Source organism: Micromonospora sp. C51, assembly GCF_018070435.1.
Classification (GTDB): domain Bacteria; phylum Actinomycetota; class Actinomycetes; order Mycobacteriales; family Micromonosporaceae; genus Micromonospora; species Micromonospora sediminimaris.
On sequence record NZ_JAGPXQ010000017.1, the window covers coordinates 97260 to 117564 of the forward strand.

At 71.1% G+C, this 20305-nt stretch carries 19 protein-coding genes; 13 read left to right on the plus strand and 6 right to left on the minus strand.

Features of this window, described 5'->3' with window-relative positions; genetic code table 11:
• Window positions 1–143 precede the first annotated feature (143 nt).
• The 9 genes from clpB (at window position 144) to KBX50_RS18610 (ending at window position 8737) form a co-directional block, all read left to right on the plus strand.
• Window positions 144–2735: an ATP-dependent chaperone ClpB gene (clpB, locus tag KBX50_RS18570; RefSeq protein WP_210938360.1), complete on the plus strand. Its 2592-nt coding sequence runs from the start codon at window positions 144–146 to the stop codon at window positions 2733–2735.
• A 62-nt stretch (window positions 2736–2797) separates the two neighbouring features.
• Window positions 2798–3178: a hypothetical protein gene (locus tag KBX50_RS18575; RefSeq protein WP_210938361.1), complete on the plus strand. Its 381-nt coding sequence runs from the start codon at window positions 2798–2800 to the stop codon at window positions 3176–3178.
• Between the two features lie 70 nt (window positions 3179–3248).
• Complete coding sequence (locus KBX50_RS33395) at window positions 3249–4328, plus strand: hypothetical protein (protein ID WP_210938397.1); 1080 nt, start codon at window positions 3249–3251, stop codon at window positions 4326–4328.
• A gap of 73 nt (window positions 4329–4401) precedes the next feature.
• Window positions 4402–5004: a DUF4178 domain-containing protein gene (locus tag KBX50_RS18585; RefSeq protein WP_210938362.1), complete on the plus strand. Its 603-nt coding sequence runs from the start codon at window positions 4402–4404 to the stop codon at window positions 5002–5004.
• Between the two features lie 131 nt (window positions 5005–5135).
• Complete coding sequence (locus KBX50_RS18590; RefSeq protein WP_210938363.1) at window positions 5136–5960, plus strand: hypothetical protein; 825 nt, start codon at window positions 5136–5138, stop codon at window positions 5958–5960.
• 154 nt (window positions 5961–6114) lie between these two features.
• Window positions 6115–6789: a hypothetical protein gene (locus KBX50_RS18595; protein ID WP_307871010.1), complete on the plus strand. Its 675-nt coding sequence runs from the start codon at window positions 6115–6117 to the stop codon at window positions 6787–6789.
• On the plus strand, window positions 6789–7604 hold the full coding sequence (locus KBX50_RS18600; RefSeq protein ID WP_210938364.1) for an SDR family oxidoreductase: 816 nt from the start codon (window positions 6789–6791) through the stop codon (window positions 7602–7604). Before KBX50_RS18595 ends, KBX50_RS18600 begins: the two co-directional genes overlap by 1 nt.
• Window positions 7605–7771: 167 nt before the next feature.
• Complete coding sequence (gene pyrE / locus KBX50_RS18605; protein WP_210938365.1) at window positions 7772–8302, plus strand: orotate phosphoribosyltransferase; 531 nt, start codon at window positions 7772–7774, stop codon at window positions 8300–8302.
• A gap of 57 nt (window positions 8303–8359) precedes the next feature.
• Window positions 8360–8737: a helix-turn-helix transcriptional regulator gene (locus KBX50_RS18610; protein ID WP_007073957.1), complete on the plus strand. Its 378-nt coding sequence runs from the start codon at window positions 8360–8362 to the stop codon at window positions 8735–8737.
• A 51-nt stretch (window positions 8738–8788) separates the two neighbouring features.
• On the opposite strand, the gene KBX50_RS18615 is transcribed toward KBX50_RS18610, so the two are convergent.
• The 3 genes from KBX50_RS18615 to KBX50_RS18625 all read right to left on the minus strand — a co-directional run bounded on the left by KBX50_RS18615 (window position 8789) and on the right by KBX50_RS18625 (window position 11855).
• Window positions 8789–9724, minus strand: coding sequence for a DUF368 domain-containing protein (locus KBX50_RS18615; protein WP_210938367.1), 936 nt, complete (start codon window positions 9722–9724; stop codon window positions 8789–8791).
• Window positions 9725–9961: 237 nt separating this feature from the next.
• On the minus strand, window positions 9962–11530 hold the full coding sequence (locus KBX50_RS18620) for an LPXTG cell wall anchor domain-containing protein (RefSeq protein ID WP_210938369.1): 1569 nt from the start codon (window positions 11528–11530) through the stop codon (window positions 9962–9964).
• A gap of 112 nt (window positions 11531–11642) precedes the next feature.
• Window positions 11643–11855: a hypothetical protein gene (locus KBX50_RS18625; protein WP_093403775.1), complete on the minus strand. Its 213-nt coding sequence runs from the start codon at window positions 11853–11855 to the stop codon at window positions 11643–11645.
• A gap of 177 nt (window positions 11856–12032) precedes the next feature.
• Here KBX50_RS18625 and KBX50_RS18630 point away from each other — a divergent pair, with 177 nt between their 5' ends.
• Both KBX50_RS18630 and fbaA read left to right on the plus strand, forming a co-directional pair.
• A complete protein-coding gene (locus tag KBX50_RS18630) occupies window positions 12033–12416 on the plus strand; it encodes a phage holin family protein (protein ID WP_210938371.1) in 384 nt (127 codons plus the stop codon).
• A 190-nt stretch (window positions 12417–12606) separates the two neighbouring features.
• Window positions 12607–13632: a class II fructose-bisphosphate aldolase gene (gene fbaA / locus KBX50_RS18635; protein WP_093403777.1), complete on the plus strand. Its 1026-nt coding sequence runs from the start codon at window positions 12607–12609 to the stop codon at window positions 13630–13632.
• Between the two features lie 87 nt (window positions 13633–13719).
• Here fbaA and KBX50_RS18640 read toward each other — a convergent pair whose 3' ends face one another.
• The gene (locus KBX50_RS18640; RefSeq protein ID WP_210938373.1) at window positions 13720–14967 is read right to left on the minus strand and encodes an LOG family protein; all 1248 of its coding nucleotides are present in this window, start codon (window positions 14965–14967) and stop codon (window positions 13720–13722) included.
• A 253-nt stretch (window positions 14968–15220) separates the two neighbouring features.
• Between KBX50_RS18640 and KBX50_RS18645 the strand changes: the two genes are divergently transcribed.
• The gene (locus KBX50_RS18645; protein ID WP_210938375.1) at window positions 15221–15649 is read left to right on the plus strand and encodes a DUF3151 domain-containing protein; all 429 of its coding nucleotides are present in this window, start codon (window positions 15221–15223) and stop codon (window positions 15647–15649) included.
• A 58-nt stretch (window positions 15650–15707) separates the two neighbouring features.
• Here KBX50_RS18645 and KBX50_RS18650 read toward each other — a convergent pair whose 3' ends face one another.
• Together KBX50_RS18650 and KBX50_RS18655 are read right to left on the minus strand one after the other, a co-directional pair.
• Window positions 15708–17813: a chromosome partitioning protein gene (locus tag KBX50_RS18650; protein ID WP_210938377.1), complete on the minus strand. Its 2106-nt coding sequence runs from the start codon at window positions 17811–17813 to the stop codon at window positions 15708–15710.
• Window positions 17814–17889: 76 nt separating this feature from the next.
• Window positions 17890–18888, minus strand: coding sequence for a hypothetical protein (locus KBX50_RS18655; RefSeq protein ID WP_210938379.1), 999 nt, complete (start codon window positions 18886–18888; stop codon window positions 17890–17892).
• A gap of 125 nt (window positions 18889–19013) precedes the next feature.
• On the opposite strand from KBX50_RS18655, the gene KBX50_RS18660 reads away from it, so the two are divergent.
• Entirely contained in the window at window positions 19014–20303 is a 1290-nt protein-coding gene (locus tag KBX50_RS18660) for an adenylosuccinate synthase (RefSeq protein WP_210938381.1), read from the plus strand.
• The last annotated feature ends 2 nt before the right edge of the window (window positions 20304–20305 follow it).

The following is a 20305-nucleotide window of genomic DNA, read 5'->3' on the forward strand; positions in this document are numbered from 1 at the left end:
TTTCCAGCACGTTGCGGGTCTGGTGGTCGCCTGATATGGAGATGGCGAAGGAGGGTGACGGAGATCACATCAGTGAGGTTGAGCGGAATAGACTCAACTCTGGTTCTGTCGGTATCAGTGGACACACCGATCCAGGGGAGCCCATGAACACCGAACGCCTCACCACCAAGAGCCGCGAGACCATCACCGGTGCCGTCGCCCTGGCCAACCAGCGCGGGCACGCCACCGTGGAACCGTGGCACCTGCTGCTGTCGCTGCTGGACACCGAGGGCTCGACCGCTGCCGGCCTGTTGCGCGCCGTCGGGGCCGACCCGACCGAGCTGCGCCGGGCCACCCAACGGGCCGTCGACGCGCTGCCCGCCGCCCGCGGCTCCAGCATCGCCGAGCCGACCCTGGCCCGCGAGTTCGTCAACGCCATCGGCGCCGCCGAGCAGATCGCCCGCCCGCTGGGCGACGAGTACACCTCCACCGAGCACCTGCTCGCCGGGCTGGCCCGGGTCGGCGGGGCCGTGTCCGCCGCGCTCAAGGCCGCCGGTGCCACCGAGGAGAGCCTGGTGGCCGCCTTCCCGACGGTACGCGGCGGGGACCGCCGGGTGACCACCGCCGATCCGGAGCAGACCTACCAGGCGCTTACCAAGTACGGCGTGGACCTGACCGCGAGCGCGCGGGACGGCAAGATCGACCCGGTGATCGGCCGGGACTCCGAGATCCGCCGGGTGATCCAGGTGCTGTCCCGGCGTACCAAGAACAACCCGGTGCTGATCGGCGAGCCCGGTGTCGGCAAGACCGCGATCGTCGAGGGCCTGGCGCAGCGGATCGTGGCCGGCGACGTGCCGGAGTCGCTGCGCGACAAGAAACTCGTCTCGCTCGACCTCGGCGCCATGGTGGCGGGCGCACAGTACCGGGGCCAGTTCGAGGAGCGGCTGAAGTCCGTCCTGGAGGAGATCAAGAACTCTGACGGGCAGGTCATTACTTTCCTCGACGAGCTGCACACCGTCGTGGGTGCCGGCAAGGGCGAGGGCTCGATGGACGCCGGCAACATGCTCAAGCCGATGCTCGCCCGTGGCGAGCTGCGCATGGTCGGCGCGACCACGCTCGACGAGTACCGCGAGCACATCGAGAAGGATCCGGCGTTGGAGCGCCGCTTCCAGCCGGTACTGGTCGGTGAGCCCACCGTGGAGGACACCATCGGCATCCTGCGCGGGCTCAAGGAGCGCTACGAGGTGCACCACGGCGTACGGATCACCGACGCCGCCCTGGTCGCCGCCGCTGCTCTCTCCGACCGGTACATCACCGACCGGTTCCTGCCGGACAAGGCGATCGACCTGGTCGACGAGTCCGCCTCCCGGCTCCGGATGGAGATCGACTCGCGTCCGGTCGAGGTGGACGAGATCGAGCGAGCGGTGCGCCGGCTGGAGATCGAGGAGATGGCGCTGGCCAAGGAGCCGGACGCGGCGTCCGCCGAGCGGCTGGAGCGGCTACGCAAGGAGCTGGCCGACAAGCGCGAGCAGCTCACCGCCCTCTCCGAGCGGTGGCAACTGGAGAAGAGCCACATCACCAAGCTCTCCACCGCCAAGGAGGAACTGGAGCGGCTCGGTGGCGAGGCCGAACGGGCCGAGCGCGACGGCGAGCTGGAACGCGCCGCCGAGCTGCGGTACGGCCGGATCCCCGCCCTCCAGGCCGAACTGGCCACCGCCGAGGAGGAGTTGGCGCGACTCCAGTCCGCCGGCGCGATGCTCAAGGAGGAGGTCGGCGCGGACGACATCGCCGCGGTCGTCGCCTCGTGGACCGGCATTCCCGCCGGCCGGTTGCTGGAGGGTGAAACCGCCAAGCTGCTGCGGATGGAGGAGTCGCTGCGCGGGCGCGTGGTCGGCCAGGCCGAGGCGGTCGCCGCGGTCTCCGACGCCGTCCGCCGCGCGCGGGCCGGAGTCGCCGACCCGGACCGTCCGACCGGCAGCTTCCTCTTCCTCGGCCCGACCGGTGTCGGCAAGACCGAGTTGGCCAAAGCGCTCGCCGAGTTCCTCTTCGACGACGAGCGGGCCATGGTCCGCATCGACATGAGCGAGTACGGCGAGAAGCACTCCGTGGCCCGTCTGGTCGGCGCACCGCCCGGCTACGTCGGCTACGAGGAGGGCGGCCAGCTCACCGAGGCGGTGCGCCGCCGGCCGTACTCGGTGATCCTGCTGGACGAGGTGGAAAAGGCCCACCCGGACGTTTTCGACGTCCTGCTCCAGGTGCTCGACGACGGTCGGCTCACCGACGGCCAGGGGCGTACGGTCGACTTCCGCAACGCCATCCTGATCCTCACCTCGAACCTCGGTTCGGCGGTGATCAGCGACCTGACGTTGGCCGAGGAGCAGCGCCGTGAGGGCGTTCTGGCGACGGTCCGGTCGCACTTCAAGCCGGAGTTCCTCAACCGACTCGACGACATCGTGGTCTTCGCCGCCCTGCACGGTGACGACCTCCGGGCCATCGTGGACATCCAACTGGCGCGGTTGGGTCGACGTCTCGCCGACCGCCGGTTGACGTTGGACGTCACCGAGGACGCCCGTGGCTGGCTCGCCGAGCACGGGTACGACCCGATCTACGGTGCCCGGCCGCTGCGTCGGCTGGTCCAGTCGGCGATCGGCGACCAACTCGCCAGGGCGCTGCTCGCCGGCGAGGTCCGCGACGGCGACGCGGTGCGGGTCGACCTCCGGGACAGCAAGGACGGCCTGTCGGTCACGTCCAGCTGAACCCGTCGCACCGGGCCCGCCTCCGACGGGCGGAGGCGGGCTCCCGGGGCGAGGATGGAGACATGTTCGGCATGCGGCGCAAGAAGGAGTCGGAGTTGGCGAGGGCCGTCGCGGAACTCGGCCACGCCAGCACGTTGGCGTTCGGCGGGGTCGGCATCGCGGGCACGCTGCTGCCCGAGACCGAGGCGTACCAGCGCGTCGCGGCGGCCGTGGCCGACCACCCGGAGGAGGTACGCGACCTGCTCGACCGGCTGCTCACCGGCGGTGCCCCCGCGGGCCGCGTGTACGCCGCCACCCTGCTGGAACGGCTCGACCCGGCGGCCGGGCGGGCGGCCTGGACGGCGCTGCGCGAAGACCCGGCGGAGCTGAACACGATGACCGGCTGCGTGATGGGAAGCACCACGGTCGGCGAGTACGCGGTCGAGCGACTCAACGGAGCATGATCCGTCCACCGGGACGAGTCTGCCCAAACGGCGCTGCCGAGGCTTGCGATCGGGCCGTACCGTCCGCGACATGACCGCGACCGCCGAAGCTCCGGCAGCCGTACCCCCACCCCGTCCGCCGCGTCCCGGCACCGTCACGGTGGCCTTCTGGCTGCAACTCGCCACCGTGGTGATCCTGCTCGGCCTCGTCACGTTGCTGGTGTTGGCGGCGATCGACTGGAACCACGCAGTTGACCAGGCGGTGCGGCAGGTGCCGAACGCGGACCCGGACCAGGTACGCGCGGAGCGCTGGAACAGCGTCATGATGGCGGCGGTGTTCGGCGTACCCGCCCTGCTGCTGGCGCTCTGGCTGGGCCTGACCGCGCCCCGGGTACGTGCGGGCAGCAACACCGCCCGGGTCATGGTCTTCGTCGCCGGTGGCGTGCAACTGCTGCTCTGCGTCGCCCAGGGCTGTGCCGGCGCGTTCCTGATTCCGTTCGGTCTGGCGTTCGCGATGGCCGAGGGGCCGTACGTCGACGAGTCTTACCCGGAGGACGTGCCGCCACCGGACGACGAATTCTGGCAGGAGTCGGACTTCATCGAGGCGCTGTACGACCAGCCGAATCCGTTCGACATGTTCTTTCCGCTGGTGGGCCTCGGGGTGCTGCTGGTCTTCCTGCTCACGGCGGCGGTGGTGCTGCTGCTGGCGCTGCCGCCGGCCCACCGCTGGTTCGTGCCCCGCGCCGAACCGGCAGCCGTCTGGCCACCCGCCGGCCGCGACATCCCGAACGCCCACCTGATCGGCTACGCCTTGCCGATGAGCTATCCCGGCTATCCCGCGCCGCCGGGCTATCCACCACAGCCCGGTTTCCCGCCGGGCTATCCGCCGCCCGGGTATCCGGTGCCACCGGGGTATGGGGTGCCCGATGCGGGGTATGCGGTGCCCGGGTATCCCGGGTACGCCGTACCCGGTGCCGAGGGCGGCCCGGGTCCGGCCGGGTATCCCCCGCACCACGCGGCCTCGCCGACCGTCCCGGAGGCACCTCCGGTGTCGGCCGCGCCACCCGCGTCGGACGGACCGACCTTCCCCGGCGGTGCCACCGCGGCCTCCGGCGATGGTGAGCAGGGGGGTGCCGCGGCTCCCGGCGGAACGGATCCCGCCGACCGGTAGCCGGTTGGCGGGAGGCGGCGGCTGCCCGGATCATGGTCGACGACCCCGCCGAACTGTCTCGGGAGGTGACCGGATGGACGGGATGACGGCGTACCTGGCGGCCGGTTGCCTGGTCGGGGTGGTCGTTGCCGGGCTGACGCTGCGCTGGTGGCGCGACCGGTCGGCAGCGGCACGTCGGCAGCAGCAGCGGTACGGCGACGGGAACCGACGTGACCCGAGGCGGATCGAGGTCGGGGACATCGTCGAAATCGGTGACGCCACCTATTCGGTGCGGGGGTCGATTCGCCTGGTGGAAGGCGAGTGGAGGTGGGCCGAGCACCTCCTCGACGACCGCGATGAGCACGGTGCCCGGCGTCGGCTCTCGGTGGCGGAGAGTCCCGGGTTCGAACTGGTGCTGTGGGAGTCGGTGCCGCGCGACGCCGCCGTCACGCCGGGCGCGCCCGAGGTGGAGTCCGGCGGCCGGCGCTACAGCTGGCACGAGTCCGGCCAGGCCCGGTACACCGCCTCCGGAGCCACCGACCTGACGTCGAGCGGCACCATGCGCTACCACGACTACCGTGCACCGGGCGGAGCGCGGCTCACCTTCGAGGCGTACGGGGAGGCGGGCTGGGCGATGGCCCGTGGCGAACGGCTGGGCAGTGACGGGGTGACCGTGCACCCGCAGAACAGGTCCTGAGCCGGGAAACCAGCCCGTCCGATCGATCCCGGTCGACCGGGTGGCCGGTCACGTGCCCACCGCTCGGCGTCGCACCGTGCCGGAATGGCCTGTTGCCGATACGGTGAAGCGCGTTCCAGGAAGGGAGAAAGATGGTCGATCCTCAGAACACGCCGGCCCGGCCGCGGCCGGGCGTGGTGACGATATCCACCTACCTGCTGTTGGTGTTCGCGATCTGTCAGCTGATCAGCGTGATCATCTCGCTGGCCACCATCGGTACCGTCCGCGAGGTGATGGAGGACGCCTACCGCGACTCCACCGTCGAGGGGGCGGAGAACGTCGCCGACATCACCGTCGTGATTGGCGTCGGCACCGCCATCTTCCTGCTGGTGGTGGCGTTCGCGCTGTTCGGCCTGGGGCTGATGAACCTGCGCGGCAAGAACGGCACCCGGATCGCCACCTGGATCGTCGGGGGCATCCTCTTCTGCTGCACCGGTTTCAGTCTGCTCAGCGGTTTCGCCGGCAACTTCAGCGCACCCGGCGAGACCAGCGGCGACATGCCCAGCGGCGAGGAGATCCAGCGTCGGCTGGAGGAGGCGTTGCCGAGCTGGACCACGCCGGTCAGCATCCTGCTCGGCGTGATCAGCCTGATCTCGCTGTTGACGGCGCTGATCCTGCTGGCGCTGCCCAAGGCGAACGAGTTCTTCCGTAAGCCGACCCAGCAGTGGGAGCCGCCCACGCCCGGCGGTGCCTACCCGAGCCAGCCCGGCTACCCGCAGGCCCCCGGTTACCCGGGCACCAGCCCGGCCGAGCCGGGTTACCCGGGCACCCCACAGCAGCCGGGCGAGCCCGGCTATCCGGCCACCGGCAGCCAGCCACCGGCCGGCGGTCAGGGCGGCCAGCCGAGCGGGCAGACCCCGCCGTCGGATGGCCCGGAGCAGCCCGGTACCCAGCCGCCCACCGATCGCCCCGGCTGACCTTCGGTGGGTTGGCGCGGGTGTCGACGTCCCTGGTCGGCCGGCACCTGAACTCTGCCTCGGCTTGCCCCAGGTCTTCGACACACGCGTAACACACGACCGCGACGGTCCCTCCGAGTAGGTTGCTTCCGAACGCCTACCGGAGGGACTCGTCGTGTCGTACCCCGAACAGGCACCGGCTCGCCGGCCGGCCACGGTGCTGCTGGCCGTGTCGACGCTGATGGTGATGGCGCTCGGCGCGCTCGCGTACGCGGTGATCGGGCTCGTCTCGGTGAGCGGCACGGTAGACCGGTTCCGCGCGACGGCCGACGCCGACCCCGGTCAGGTCGACGCGGCGGTGGCTCTGTTGCGGGCCTCGGTCGTGGTGTCGGCGGTGCTGAGCATTCTCGCCGCTCTGCTCCTCGTCGGCCTGGCCGTGGGGCTGACCGCCCGCCGACCGGCGGCCCGGGTGGCGACCTGGGTGGTCGCCGGGTTGGGCATGTGCTGCGGGTGTGGTGGGCTCGCCACCCTGATCGTGCAGCGCGCCGTGCCCCTGGATTTCGGTGACGACCGGGCGACCGCCGATTTGCTCGCTCGGCTGCCGGACGCCTATCCGTCCTGGTGGATTCCGCTCACCGTCACCCTTTCGATCGCTCAGGTGCTCGGTTACCTTGTGGTAGCCGTGCTGCTGGCACTGCCTGCGGCCAACGCCTGGTTCCGGCGTCGGCCGGCACTCCACCAGCCACCCACAGCACCGTTCGGACAGCCACCGGCGGCGCCGCACCAGCCGCCGTACCAGCCCTACCCGCCGCCCGGGGCGCCGCCGTCGCCCCCGAACCCGCCGAGGTGATGACGCCCGTGACGCCCGACCGGACGACCGAACGATGGGCGTTGATCACCGGGGCGACGGCGGGCATCGGGGCGGCGTTCGCTGCCCGGCTCGCCTCCGACGGATGGCACCTGGTGCTGGTGGCCCGCGACGCGACCCGGCTGGCGGCCCAGGCCGCCGAGTTGACCGGTCGGCACGGCGTGGAGACCGAGACCCTCACCGCTGATCTGTCCACCGACGACGGTTGCGCCGCGGTCGAACGACGGCTGGCCGACGGGCCGTCCGTCGAGCTTCTGATCAACAACGCCGGCATCAGCCTGAACAAGCCCTTCCTCCGGTCGTCCGTCCAGGACGAGACCCGACTGCTGCGGCTGAACGTCCATGCGGTGCTTCGGCTGACCCTCGCCGCGCTGGCCACGATGACCGAGCGGCGCAGCGGGGCAGTGATTAATGTCTCTTCGGTGGCAGGTTTCGGCGCGGTGATGCCCGGGTCCACGTACTCGGCCAGCAAGGCGTGGGTGACCAACTTCAGCGAGTCCGTCGGGCAGTCCGCCCGCCCCTTCGGCGTACGCGTGATGGCGCTCTGCCCGGGCTACACCCGCACGGAGTTCCACCAACGAGCCGGCATCGACATGTCGAAAACCCCCGAATGGATGTGGCTCGAAGCCACCGATGTGGTCGACGAGGCCCTGCGTGACCTGCGCAAAGGCAAGTTGGTGAGCGTTCCGTCGTGGAAGTACAAAGTGGCCGTGGCGGGGCTGCGGCACGCCCCGCGTCGCCTGCTCGACGTGGTCTCCCGGGACACCCGTGGGCGCATCGGCCGCGACCGCGGCTGACCGGCGGCCGAGCGGCCGACCGCGTGGCGGGGCGGAGGACATGAACCGATCCACCCGTGATGATCGACGTAGCGTAACCGGACATCGCCACTCATCGGTCCCCCGGAGGGTTGACCAGGGTGGCCCGCACACGCGGCACACAGACTTGCGCAGTACCCTCTATCGCCATGGGGGACCACGACGACCTGCGTAAATTCATCTCCGACCTGGCTGTGGTCCATGGCCGGGTGGTGCTCTCCTCCGGGCGGGAGGCCGACTGGTATGTAGACCTGCGTCGCGTCACGCTGCATAACCAGGCGGCACCGTTGGTGGGACGGGTGATGCGGGAGCTGACCGCCGACTGGTCGTACGACGCGGTGGGCGGTCTGACCCTGGGGGCCGACCCGATCGCCTTCGCGATGCTGCACGCTGCCGGGCGTCCGTTGGACGCGTTCGTGGTCCGCAAGGCGGGCAAGGCGCACGGGCTGCAACGTCGGATCGAGGGGCCCGACGTGGCGGGTCGCCGGGTGCTGGCGGTGGAGGACACCTCTACCACCGGGGGAAGCGTGTTGACCGCCGTCGAGGCCCTCCGCGAGGCCGGGGCCGAGGTCGTGGGGGTGGCGGTTATCGTTGATCGTGGTGCCGGCGACGCGGTGCGAGCCGCCGGATTGCCCTATCGGGCGGCCTATACGTTGGCTGACCTCGGCCTTGTGGCGTAAAAGTTTGCCGATTCGGACCTGCTGATATGCAGGCGGATCGATGCTGCTGGTGGAAGGATGGAATACGTGGGAACTGCGTTGGCCGAAATGACTATGCCTCAGATCTCGCCGCTTGCCGGCGAGCCGATCGAACGCGCCGACGCCGAGCGGCTGGCGGGGGTCCTCAAGGCCCTTGCCGACCCCGCTCGGCTGCGGCTGCTCAGCCTGATCCAGTCGGCACCCGAGGGAGAAGCGTGCGTGTGTGACCTCACCGCGCCGCTCGGCCTCTCCCAGCCGACGGTCAGCCACCACCTCCGAATCCTCACCGAGGCCGGCTTGCTGGAGCGGGAGAAGCGCGGTGTGTGGGCCTACTACCGGTTGGTCCCGACCGCGATCGCCACGATCGCCGACCTGCTGACCCCGCCGCGTAAGCGGGCCACCAAAAAGGCTCGCTGAACCGGAACCGCTTGGTGGCTGCCCAGCCGGGCAGCCATCAAGCGGCGGTCGTCAGTGGACGCGCGGCGTCTCGTACGTCTCCTCGGTGAGGTCCCGGGCGGCCCGGCGCAGCCGGCGACGCTCGGCGATGATCATTGCCGTGACCACGGCGACTCCGATCAGGAACAGCGCCACAATGGACGGAACGTGGTCGCCCGGCGCGTACAGGGCGCGGTCCTCGGACTGCCACGGCCACAGCGCGCGCAGGCTGCCCAGGATGACACCGGCCATCACCGCCAGGGTCATCCGGCGGTGCTGCTCAAGCAGCCACTGAAGCAGCTTGACGAAGAGCGCCAAGCCGATGACCATGCCCGTGGCGAAGATCGCCAGGTAGCCGAAGTCGCGATCGTTGACGGCGCTGATGGTCGGCTCGTACAGGCCGACGGTGAGCAGCAGGAACGACCCGGAGACCCCGGGCAGCACCAGGGCACAGACCGCGACCGCCGCCGCGACCAGTACGACCAACGGGTGCGGTTCGATGGTGGCCTGCGGCAGGCCGGTCAGAATGAACGCCGCCATCGCGGCGACGATCAGAGCGAGCACCTCCAGCCCGCGCCACGGCTTGCCGACCATCGAGATCGGCACCAGCACCGAGGCGAGGACCAGCCCGAGGAAGAGTCCTCTGGTCTGCTCCGGATGGTCGACCAGCAGTGGTTCGAGCAGCTTCGCCGCGATCAGCAGGCCGGGCAGCATGCCGATCAGCAGCGGGATCACCACCTCCCAGTGCACCTGCCGTAGCTGGTGCCCCGCCCGCGTCCACCCGCGCCCGCGCGGCACGTCGGTCACCGCGTACCGCACCGTGTTCACCAGATGCCCGGCGGACGCGATGACCCGCTCGTACACGCCGGTCACCAGCGCGATCGTCCCGCCGCTGACCCCTGGCACGGCCTCGGCCACACCGATGGCCGCGCCGCGCAGGACATGGCCTACCCGTTCGCCCAATGCCATGAAGATTCCGTTCCGTGAATCGCTCGATCACTGGCCCCGTGTGGCGTCCGCCACGGTCAATCAGGCTACCGGGGCCCGCGTCACCCGCCCGGCCAGGTCAGAGCTGCGGGTCGACCGCTCCGATTCGCAGGCCAGGATCGCGACGGCCAACTCGTGGCCAGCGGGGGGTGGGGGAAAGGGCGGTGCCCCGCCGAGGATGGTCGGCGGGGCACCGGTGGTGCTGTCGTTCCGTACGGGCTACGCGGTGAAGTGGGTACGGCGGCGGCGGGCCAGCACGAAGCCGGCCACACCGGCGGCGAGCAGCACGCCGCCGACGCCCGCGATCAGCGCGGTGTTGGCGCCGGTGATCGGCAGCTCGCCGCCGTCACCGCCACCCTGGCCGCCGCTCGGGTTGACGACGAGCTTGGCGACGTCGTTGGCCGGCTTCAAGTCGGCGTAGAAGCCGCCGTCGCACTGGCAGGCGACGTTGACCTTGACCTCGCCGGTGGCGTTCGGCACGACCTTGTCGATCCGGAGCCCGAACTCCATGGTCTCCGCGTCACCGGCCTTGATGAACCAGCTGGTGTAGCAGCGGTAAAGGCCGGCACCCGGCTCGCCCGGTTCGCCCCACTCGTTCTCGCCGCGCACCGGTGAGCAGTTGTCGGGCACCTTGACCGCGGTGGTGCCGTTCGGAATCGCGACCTCCATGTTGGTGACCGAGGATCCGGAACGGCCGTAGTCCAGGGTGGCCGGGCCGTTGTTGCGGAAGCCGACGGTGGCGACGACCTCGTCGCCCTTCGCGCCGGAGACCTCGTCGCCGACCGCCTCAAGGTCGGTGCTGTTCTTGCCGGTGACCGTCACCCCGAGGCTCGACCAGTTGTTGTCCGGCTGGGTGTCCGCCTGGAAGGTACGCGCTGCGATGCTCGGACCGGCCTCGTCCAGCAGCAGTTCGCCGCCGGTGCCCGGCTTGCCGATGGTGGCGCCGCGGCTCTTCACGTACGCCTCGTAGTCCTCGAACTCGGCCGGAGTCAGCCACAGGATCTCGCCGTAGTCGAAGCCCGGCGCGAACGCGTCCTTGGCGATCCGGTACGGCAGGGTGGCGACGTAGCTGGTACGCGGCTCCAGCTGGCGGTCGAAGTGGCAGGTGCGCAGCCAACTTCCCTCGTACGTGCAGTTGGCGTACTGCTTGTCGGCCTGGATCCCGTAGTCGTTGTAGAAGACGGCGACGGCGCCCTTGGCGACCGTCTCGCCCGGGTTGCCGACCCGCAGCGGCACGGTGAACGACGAGCCCGGCTTGCCGGAGTGCTCCGTCTCGGGGCCGGCGGCCAGATCGACGCCCTCGCCGATCCGCACCCGCGCCTCGTGGGTCACGGCCGCGTAGCCGGTGGCACTGAGGCTCACCTTGACGGTGCCCTCGTCGCCGTCCTTGGCGTCCTTGGTGGGCGCGATGACCACCGAGTAGAGGCCACCGAATCCGCCCTCGTACAGCTCGACCTCGAACGGGTCCGTGCAGACGAGGACGTTCGGTTCGGGCGTCGAGCAGTAGTCGGCGTCGTACTCCGGCGTCACGGTCGCCTTGCCCGCGAGCCCGGTGAAGTCGTAGCGCACGGTGAGGTCGTGTACCACCACCGTGGAGGAAGCGAACAGGATCGGGCTGTCGATCTTGCCGGGGGAGCCGGCGGCGATGGTGGTGTCGCCGAAGTAGACGCCCAGGGAAATCTCGGACTCCTCGGCCGAGGCGGGAGTGGCAGGGGTGGCGACGGCAGCGATCAGCGCGCCGGCCACGCCCAACCCGGCCAGCCGGCGCCGGGTGGAGTGGGTGAGCATGAAGGGGGTCCTCCCGTGAGGGGTGCAGGTGAAGCCCCCGGATGCTAAGGAATCTCTAAGGTTCCCGCTGTCCGTATCGACTGTCCCGGGCGAGGTCTGACCGAAAGGTTGATCAGCGGTAGTCGTCCTCGTCGGCACCGACCACGCGGGCCTGTTCCATGGCGTCCCAGTCGTCGACCTCCAGGCCGCGATGCGGCTCGACGTCGACCTGACTCGGGTCGACCACGGCAGCCTGCTCGACAGCGTCGGCGGGTTCGGCCTCCAGGTCGCGCTCCTCCGGGCTCAGGTGGTCGCCGGGGGCGAAGTCCTCGTCGGGCTGGCCCATTCGATGCCTCCGGGATGTCGGCGGTCGGGTACCCACCCACCGTACGGGGTGTGCCGGCGGCACGCTGGGAACCGCCGAGCCGTACGCCGGTGCCGAGCCGCCGAGCGTACGCCGTCGTCGTAGCCGAGTCGGCCGAATCGGCCCACCGGTGACTCCCGCCGGTGCCAGGATGGGGCCGTGGGCTTCCTCATCCGACTGGCGGCGACCGCCATCGCACTGTGGATCACCACGCTGATCGTGCCCGGTGTCGAGGTGACCGGGCGCACCGGTTACGACACGGCGTTCACCCTGCTCATCGTGGCGCTGATCTTCGGCCTGGTCAACGCGGTGCTCAAGCCGGTCATCAAGGTCGTGGGCTGCGTCTTCTACCTGCTGACCCTCGGCCTGTTCGCGCTGGTGGTGAACGCCCTGTTGTTCCTGCTGACCGACCGGATCGCCCGGGCGTTCGAGCTGCCGTTTCAGGTGGACGGCTTCTGGGCGGCTTTCTGGGGGGCCATCGTGATGGCGGTGGTCACCTGGCTGATCAGCGTCGCCGTACCGGATCCAGCGGACCGGCGGTGAACCGGCCCGGTTGTGCCGGTCCGGTGCCGCTACGGGATACTGCCCGCGGAGGACAGCGCGGTCCGGCGCAGCACGGTAGGACTGGCGGCCGCACGGCCGGCCCCCAAGGTAGAAGAGGCGGCCGCACGGCCGGGCCCCTACGGAGAACAGCGGCCGTACGGCCGACAGCGGCAAGTAAGGAGCGTTCGACATGCCCATCGCTTCCCCCGAGGCTTACGCCGAGATGCTGGACCGCGCCAAGGCCGGCCGGTACGCGTACCCGGCGATCAACGTGACGTCCTCGCAGACGCTGAACGCGGCGCTCAAGGGCTTCGCCGACGCGGAGAGCGACGGCATCATCCAGGTCTCCACCGGTGGCGCGGAGTACCTCTCCGGCCCCTCGGTCAAGGACATGGTCACCGGTGCGGTGGCGTTCGCCGCGTACGCGCACGAGGTGGCCAAGAAGTACCCGGTCAACATCGCCCTGCACACCGACCACTGCCCGAAGGACAAGCTGGACAAGTTCGTCCGGCCGCTGATGGCCATCTCCCAGGAGCGGGTGAAGGCCGGCCAGGAGCCGCTGTACCAGTCGCACATGTGGGACGGTTCGGCCGTGCCGGTGGCGGAGAACCTGGAGATCGCGGCCCAGCTGCTCGACGAGGCGGCCAAGGGCAAGATCGTCCTGGAGATCGAGGTCGGTGTCGTCGGCGGCGAGGAGGATGGCGTCGAGAACGCCATCAACGACAAGCTCTACACCACTGTCGAGGACGGCCTGGCCATGGTCGAGGCGCTCGGCCTGGGCGAGAAGGGCCGCTACATGGCGGCGCTGACCTTCGGCAACGTGCACGGCGTCTACAAGCCGGGCAACGTCAAGCTCCGCCCGGAGATCCTCAACCAGATCCAGGAGGCGGTCGGCGCCAAGTACGGCAAGGACAAGCCGCTCAGCCTGGTCTTCCACGGCGGCTCCGGTTCGCTGCTCTCGGAGATCCGCGAAGCGCTCGACTACGGCGTGGTGAAGATGAACATCGACACCGACACCCAGTACGCCTTCACCCGTCCGGCGGCGGACCACATGCTCCGCAACTACGACGGCGTGCTCAAGGTCGACGGCGAGGTCGGCAACAAGAAGATGTACGACCCGCGGGTGTGGGGCAAGGCCGCCGAGGCGGGCATGGCCACCCGCGTGGCGGAGGCCTGCGAGCACCTGCGCTCCACCGGCACCACGATGACCAAGTGACGAACTGACGTCGCCCGGACGGCGGCCGGCTCCGACTCGGGGCCGGCCGCCGTGCCGTTGCGCCCGCACAGGCAGGCTTCCGTCTTCCTACCTCGTCAGCAGGCGGGCGGCCTCGTGGACGTCGTCGGTCAGGTGCACGGTGTTCGAGAGGTCCCCGAAGGGGGAGGCGGCCAGTAGCGGGCGCAGCAGCGACTCCACCGGCAGCTCCGTCGTCCAGTACGCGCGGTCCAGGAAGACGTACGCGCCACTGGCTCCGTCGGTGCCGTAGTAGGTCTTGGTGGCCGCCTGGAACACCTCCTGCACGGTGCCGGCGCGGCCGGGGGCGAAGACGATGCCACCCCGGGCCAGCCGCAGGATGGTGTCCTCCCGGATGGCGTTGGAGAAGTACTTGGCGATCCGGCCCGCGAACAGGTTCGCCGGCTCGTGCCCGTACAGCCAGGTCGGCACGGCGAGGCCGCCGCAGCCCGCCCAGTCCAGATCGCCACTGGTCAGCGCGGCTGAGTCCGCCCGATAGGCGGTCACCGGCTCGGTGCCGTTGACCGGCGGCGTGACCGAGCGGCCGAAGAGTTCCCGTACCCGCAGCGCCGCCGCCGTGTAGCGGTCGTGGTCGGTGTAGTCCGGCGCGGTGGCGAGCAGGTCGATGGCCGCGTTGAGGTCCTCCGCCGACCGGGTCGACAGGTACGCACCCAGGTTGGCCGCCTCCATCACGCCCGGCCCACCACCGGTGACCACCAACCGGTGCGCCCGCGCGAGCTCCCGGCCGAGCACCGCGGCCATCCGGTACGGCTCACTGCCGCGGCGGACCGCGTGTCCGCCCATCACCCCGACCACCGACTGCGGCCCGTGGGTGGTCAGCCAGGCACGGGTGGCGTCGGCGAGCGCGTTGTCCACACCGTGGTCGTGCAGCCGCTGGCCGAGCGCTTCCCGGACATCGGGTAACGCGCCGCCGTGCGCGCGGAAGTGCGCGTACACCCGGGTGTCGTACATCGCCGTGAAGCCACCCTCGGCGAAGCCGGCGGCGAGTTCCTCCGGGGTGTAGAGGTGGGACGGCTGGGTCGGGTACGGCAGGCCGGAGAAGGGCGGCACCACGTTGGCGCCCCGCCGGACCAGGTCGGCTCCGACCTGCCGGGAGGCGAAGCGGCAGCCGACGAAGAGCGTGCCGGCCACCTCGACCCCGGTGAGGTCGGGGACCGGCGCCAGGTCCAGCCGGAGGCCCTGCACGGTGAGCCCGACCAGGCTGCCGGTGGCCAGTCGCCTGTCGAACTCCGCCCGGGTCTGGATCTCGTCTGTCCAGGTGTGCGGCTCGATGACGTCCGCGGGTGGTGGAGTCGGCATCGGGTCATCCTGCCGGGCCGGCGCAACGCCGTGGACGTGGCCCCGGGGGACGACCCGGTGATGAGACGGGAGCCCGGCGGCCTGGCCGGGCTCCCGCACTTCCGGTTCCTGGGGAGGCTCCGGATCCATAGTTGTAGTGGATACGACCCGACGACGGCATGGGCCGCAGGCGTGACCGACCTCTCGGCCGTTCAGCCGACCGGCTGACCGGACCCCCTCGCGGGCCGCCGTGCGAAGCGGGTTGAATGGGGCGATGCAGAACCTCCTACCTGAGCCGCCCGCCACGCTCCTGCCCGCGCACGTCGAGGCCGACTCCGCGCTGGCCGCAGCCGAGCAGGCCGGCAGCGACGAGGCGTTCGCCGAGGCGGCGGCCCGGTACCCGACGCACAGCGCGGCATGGGCGGCGCTCGCCGCCCGGGCGTTCGCGCAGGGCCAGGTCGTGCCGGCGTACGCGTACGCCCGTACCGGCTACCACCGGGGTCTGGACCAGCTGCGACGCAGCGGCTGGAAGGGGCACGGGCCGGTGCCGTGGTCGCACGAGCCCAACCGTGGCTTCCTGCGCTGCCTCTACGTGCTGTCCCGGGCTGCCGACGCGATCGCCGAGGCGGACGAGGCGGCCCGCTGCGCCCAGTTCCTCCGCGACTGCGATCCGGCCGCCGCCGACGCGCTGGCCAGCAACTGACCCGGTGCGGTGTTGCCGGCCCGGGCACGCCCGGGTCGGCGGCGCGTCGGCAGGCGGCCTACAGGCCCTCGGCCACCGAGGCGGCGATCTTGAGCCAGGCGTCCCGGGTGGCCGTCGAGAGCTGCGCGTACCGCAGCGGCTCGCCGGTGTCGATGAGTCGCTCGTACGGGGCGAGCAGCACCGCCCGGGTACGGGCGGCGAAGTGTTCCTGGATGGCGGGCAGGTCGATCTCCTTGCGGGACGGTGGCATGGAGACCACGGTGACCGCCTGCCGGACCAGCCGTTGCCGCCCGCTCTGTTCCAGGTGGTCGAGCATCCGGGCGGCTGTCTCGGCGGAGTCGTTCCGGGCGGACATGGTGACCACCAGCTGGTCGGTGGCATCCATGGCGGCCTGCCAGTTCTGCGCCCGGACGTTGTTCCCGGTGTCCACGAAGATCAACTTGTAGAACCGGCTGACCACCTCGCGGATCTCGCCGAAGGCGGCGGCGGTGAGCATCTCACCGCCGGTGGCCGACTCGTCGGAGGCGAGCACGTCGAACATCCCCTCGCCCTGCGAGCGGACGTACTGGGACAGGTCGCCGACCCGACCCTGCGCGCCGTGGAACTGGCCGAGGTCCCGCAGCAGGTCCCGCACCGTACGCGAATGGAAATCCTGCTGGGCCCGCATGCCGAGGGTGCCCTGGGTCTCGTTGTTGTCCCAGGCCAGCACGTATCCACCGCGATTCTGACCAAAGGTCATCGCGAGCAGCAGGATGGCGACGGTCTTGCCGGCTCCGCCCTTCGGGTTGACCACGGTGACCTGCCGTAGCCCGCCGAAGTTGCGGCGCACCATCTCGATGTCCCGCTTGCGTTCCAGTTCGTGTCGCCCTGGCGGGAGCTTCACCAGGCCCGTCTTGTTGACCACGGCGCGGAGCCCGGTCGTCGCGACCGGGTCGGCGGGGCGCACCTGCCGACGGCGGGCGAAGTCCTCGGCGGTGGGCGCGGCACCGACCTCCGGGTTCCAGGCCGGCTCCGAGTATGCCGACGGCACCCGCGACGCGGTGTTCGTCTGCGGGTAGGGCTGCTGGGGTGCCGCCGGTGCCATCGGCGGCGTCCCACCCTGCTGCCAGGGCGCGGGGCTCCAGGCCGGCTGCGGCGGGAACGGACCGGGTGGCGCCGGCGCGTACGACTGCGGGGTCAGCGGGTCGGGTGGCGGCGGCGCGTCGGGCCCGACGTCGGCTGGTTGCGGATCGGAGGGCGGCGGCGCGGCCGGCACACCGGTATCGGAGGGCACCGGCGGCAGGGGCGCACCGGGTTGCGGCACCGGGGCGCTGCCGTGCTGGGCAGTCGGCGGCGCGACGAAAGGGTACGGGCCGGGTTGCTGAGGCGTCGCGGGCAGCGGCTGCGGAATCGGTGGCAGCGGTTGGGCCGGCCCGGCCCAGGTGGGGCGGGGCGCGCCGGCAGAGGTCTCGGCGGACGCGACCGAATCGGATCCGGACCGCTGTGGTGGATGTGCCCACGGCGATTCCGTCTGCGGTCGGCCCACGGGCTCCGCTTGCGGTCCGGCCACGGGCTCCGCTTGCGGTCGGGCCACGGGCTCCGCTTGCGGTCGGGCCACGGGCGGAGCCGCATCGTCGGCACGGGGCGCGGCCACGGTCATCGCGTCGTTCGACGGATCCTGGTCACCCGATTCGGCCGGCCCACCGTCGCGGGTGGGCGTGACGGCGGTGGGTCGGTCCAGGGTGAAGGGCAGGTCCAGGTCGACCTGGCCGGGCCCGGGTTGCGGTACCGGCTCCCAGCCGCTGGCGGTCGGCGCGCCGTTGGTCAACGACGGATAGTCCGCAGGTGACGGAGGTGCACCGGGTGCGTGCGTCGGCCGTCCGGGCACGTGCTGCGGCTCCGCCGCCGTGGGCGGATATGCCGGTCCCACGACCTGGGGCGGATATGCCGGTCCCGCGACCGAAGGCGGATCGGTCGGTTGCGCGACCGGAGGCCGGTTGGGCGGTTGTGCGGGCGACGGATGCCCGGGCGGGGGCGGCACGGTGGGTGGCACCGGCGGCGGGGCACCCCACGTGGGCGCGCCGAAGCCGTCGATCTGCTCCGGCGGCCAGAGTGGTTCGATGTCCCGTTCCGGCATGCCATGCTGGCCGGGCACGTGCACCCGGTCGGCGTTGTCGTCCACCACGGTGTCCTCCCCATTCCTCCTGACGAGGATAGGCCCCGCGGCCGACCCCGGCCTCCGCTGCGCCGGCCGGGTCAGGTCAGGCCGTCCAGACCGCCCAGGCACCCGGCTCGGTCCACCAGGACCGCTTGCGCGTCAGCTGCCCCGCCACGCCATCGTCCAGGTACGGCAGCGCCGCCTCGTCCCGGGGCAGCACCGACGCGGCCCGGCCCCGGGCCCGCCGGACCTCCAGGCGTACCCGGCGGCGACCCCACCGCGACCGGGTGACCACCGGTACGGCCACCGCCACCTCGACCAGCCCGTCGGTCGGATCCGGCCCGGCCAGCAGCGCCACGTCGTCGAGCCGGGCGTACCCGCCCGCGTTGCCGATCGCGCAGGCGAGCAGCGGTTCTTCGCCGTCCGACAGCACGGTGTCGTCCACCTCCACCCGGCCGCGCCAGGGCAGTGGGGTGCCGTCCTCACCGGCGGCTCCGAGCAGCGCGCCGTCCAGCGTCACCGAGCCACCGTCATGCCGCAGCAGGTCGAGCCGGCGTGGCGAGCCGTCCAGCACCGCGGCGGCCACCGCCGCCGGGTCGCGGGCCAACCCGAGCTGCGCGGCGAGGTCGTGGTGCGTTGTGCTGCGCGCCGGATCGAGCGGCAGTACGCCGACCGCTGGCAGATCCGGCACGGTCCGGTTGCCGGCCAGGTCGGTCGGGCGGCGACTGGGCGGCGGCGCGTACCGCCGGACCATGCGACGGAGCACGGCGCGCAACTGTGCGTCACCGGCCACCGCGACCACGAGCCGGGTCTTGGCATCGGCATCCGGCCAGGTGAGGCCGTCCGCTCGCGGTGGCCCGTCCAGTCGGGCCAGTACTTCGTCGATCTCCGCGTCCGAGTGGGCGGTCACCGTCTCGACCCGGGCACCTCGGGCCGTCAACGCATCGGAGCAGGTCAGCACCGGTACGCGCGGCGTCTCGCAGCGTTCCTCGCGATCCTCGGCGGCGTCGGTGTCACCGCCGCAGCAGGCTCCGCCGCTGCCGCACCCGGCTCCTGGAGCGTCCCGCTCCGAGCCCAGGGTGAGCAGCACCACGTCGTACACGGGTAGCTCCTCCTGCTGTCCCCGACGCGACCCCTGCCGGTCGTGCCGTCACTACTTGTTAGCCTGACACCCCGGGCTCGCTGACCGGTCGCCATCTGGCACCCGAGCCTTCTGGAGGCGAGAAGATGCCAGCGATCGTGCTCATCGGCGCTCAGTGGGGCGACGAGGGCAAGGGCAAGGTTACCGACCAGCTGGGTGAGCGGGTCGACTACGTCGTCCGCTACTCGGGCGGCAACAACGCCGGCCACACGGTGATCACCCCGGACGGGCAGAAGTACGCGCTGCACCTGATGCCGTCGGGTGCGCTCTCCCCGAACGCCGTGATCGTCATCGGCAACGGTGTGGTGGTCGATCCGAAGGTGCTGCTCAGCGAGATCGACGGCTTGGCCGAGCGGGGCGTGGACGTGTCCCGGCTGCGGATCTCCGGCGACGCGCATCTGATCATGCCGCACCACCGGGCGCTGGACCGAGTGGTCGAGCGATACCTGGGCAGCTCGCGGATCGGTACCACCGGTCGGGGCATCGGTCCCGCGTACGGCGACAAGGTGGCCCGGATGGGCATCCGGGTGCAGGACCTGCTCGACCCGGGCATCCTGCGCAAGAAGCTGGAACTCGCGTTGCGCGAGAAGAACCAGGTGCTGTTCAAGGTCTACAACCGCAAGGCGATCGACGTCGACGCCACCATCGAGGAGTACCTCGAGTACGCGGAGCGGCTGCGGCCGTACATCGCGGAGACCCGGGCGATGCTCTGGGACGCGCTGGACCGTGGGGACACCGTCCTGCTGGAGGGCGCCCAGGCCACCATGCTCGACATGGACCACGGCACGTACCCCTTCGTCACCTCGTCGAACCCGACGGCCGGTGGAGCGTGCGTCGGTGCCGGCATCCCGCCGACCGCGATCACGAAGGTGATCGCGGTGAGCAAGGCGTACACCACGCGAGTCGGTTCCGGACCGTTCCCGACCGAGCTGTTCGACGACAACGGTCAACACCTGCGCAAGGTTGGCCACGAGTACGGCACCACCACCGGGCGGGAACGTCGGTGCGGCTGGTTCGACGCGGTCGTCGCCCGGTACGCCTGCCGCCTCAACGGCGTCACCGACCTGGTGATCACCAAGCTGGACGTGCTCACCGGCCTGCCCACGGTCCCGATCTGCGTCGGCTACGAGATCAACGGCAAGCGGGTCGACGACATGCCGATGACCCAGACCGACTTCCACCACGCCGTGCCGATCTACGAGGAGCACCCCGGCTGGTGGGAAGACATCACCAAGGCGCGTACGGAGGACGACCTCCCCGAGAACGCCCGCCGCTACATCGCCCGCATCGAGGAACTCACCGGAACCCGGGTAAGCGTCGTAGGCGTAGGCCCCGGCCGCGAAGAAAACGTAACCCGCCACCCCCTCCTCCCCTAACC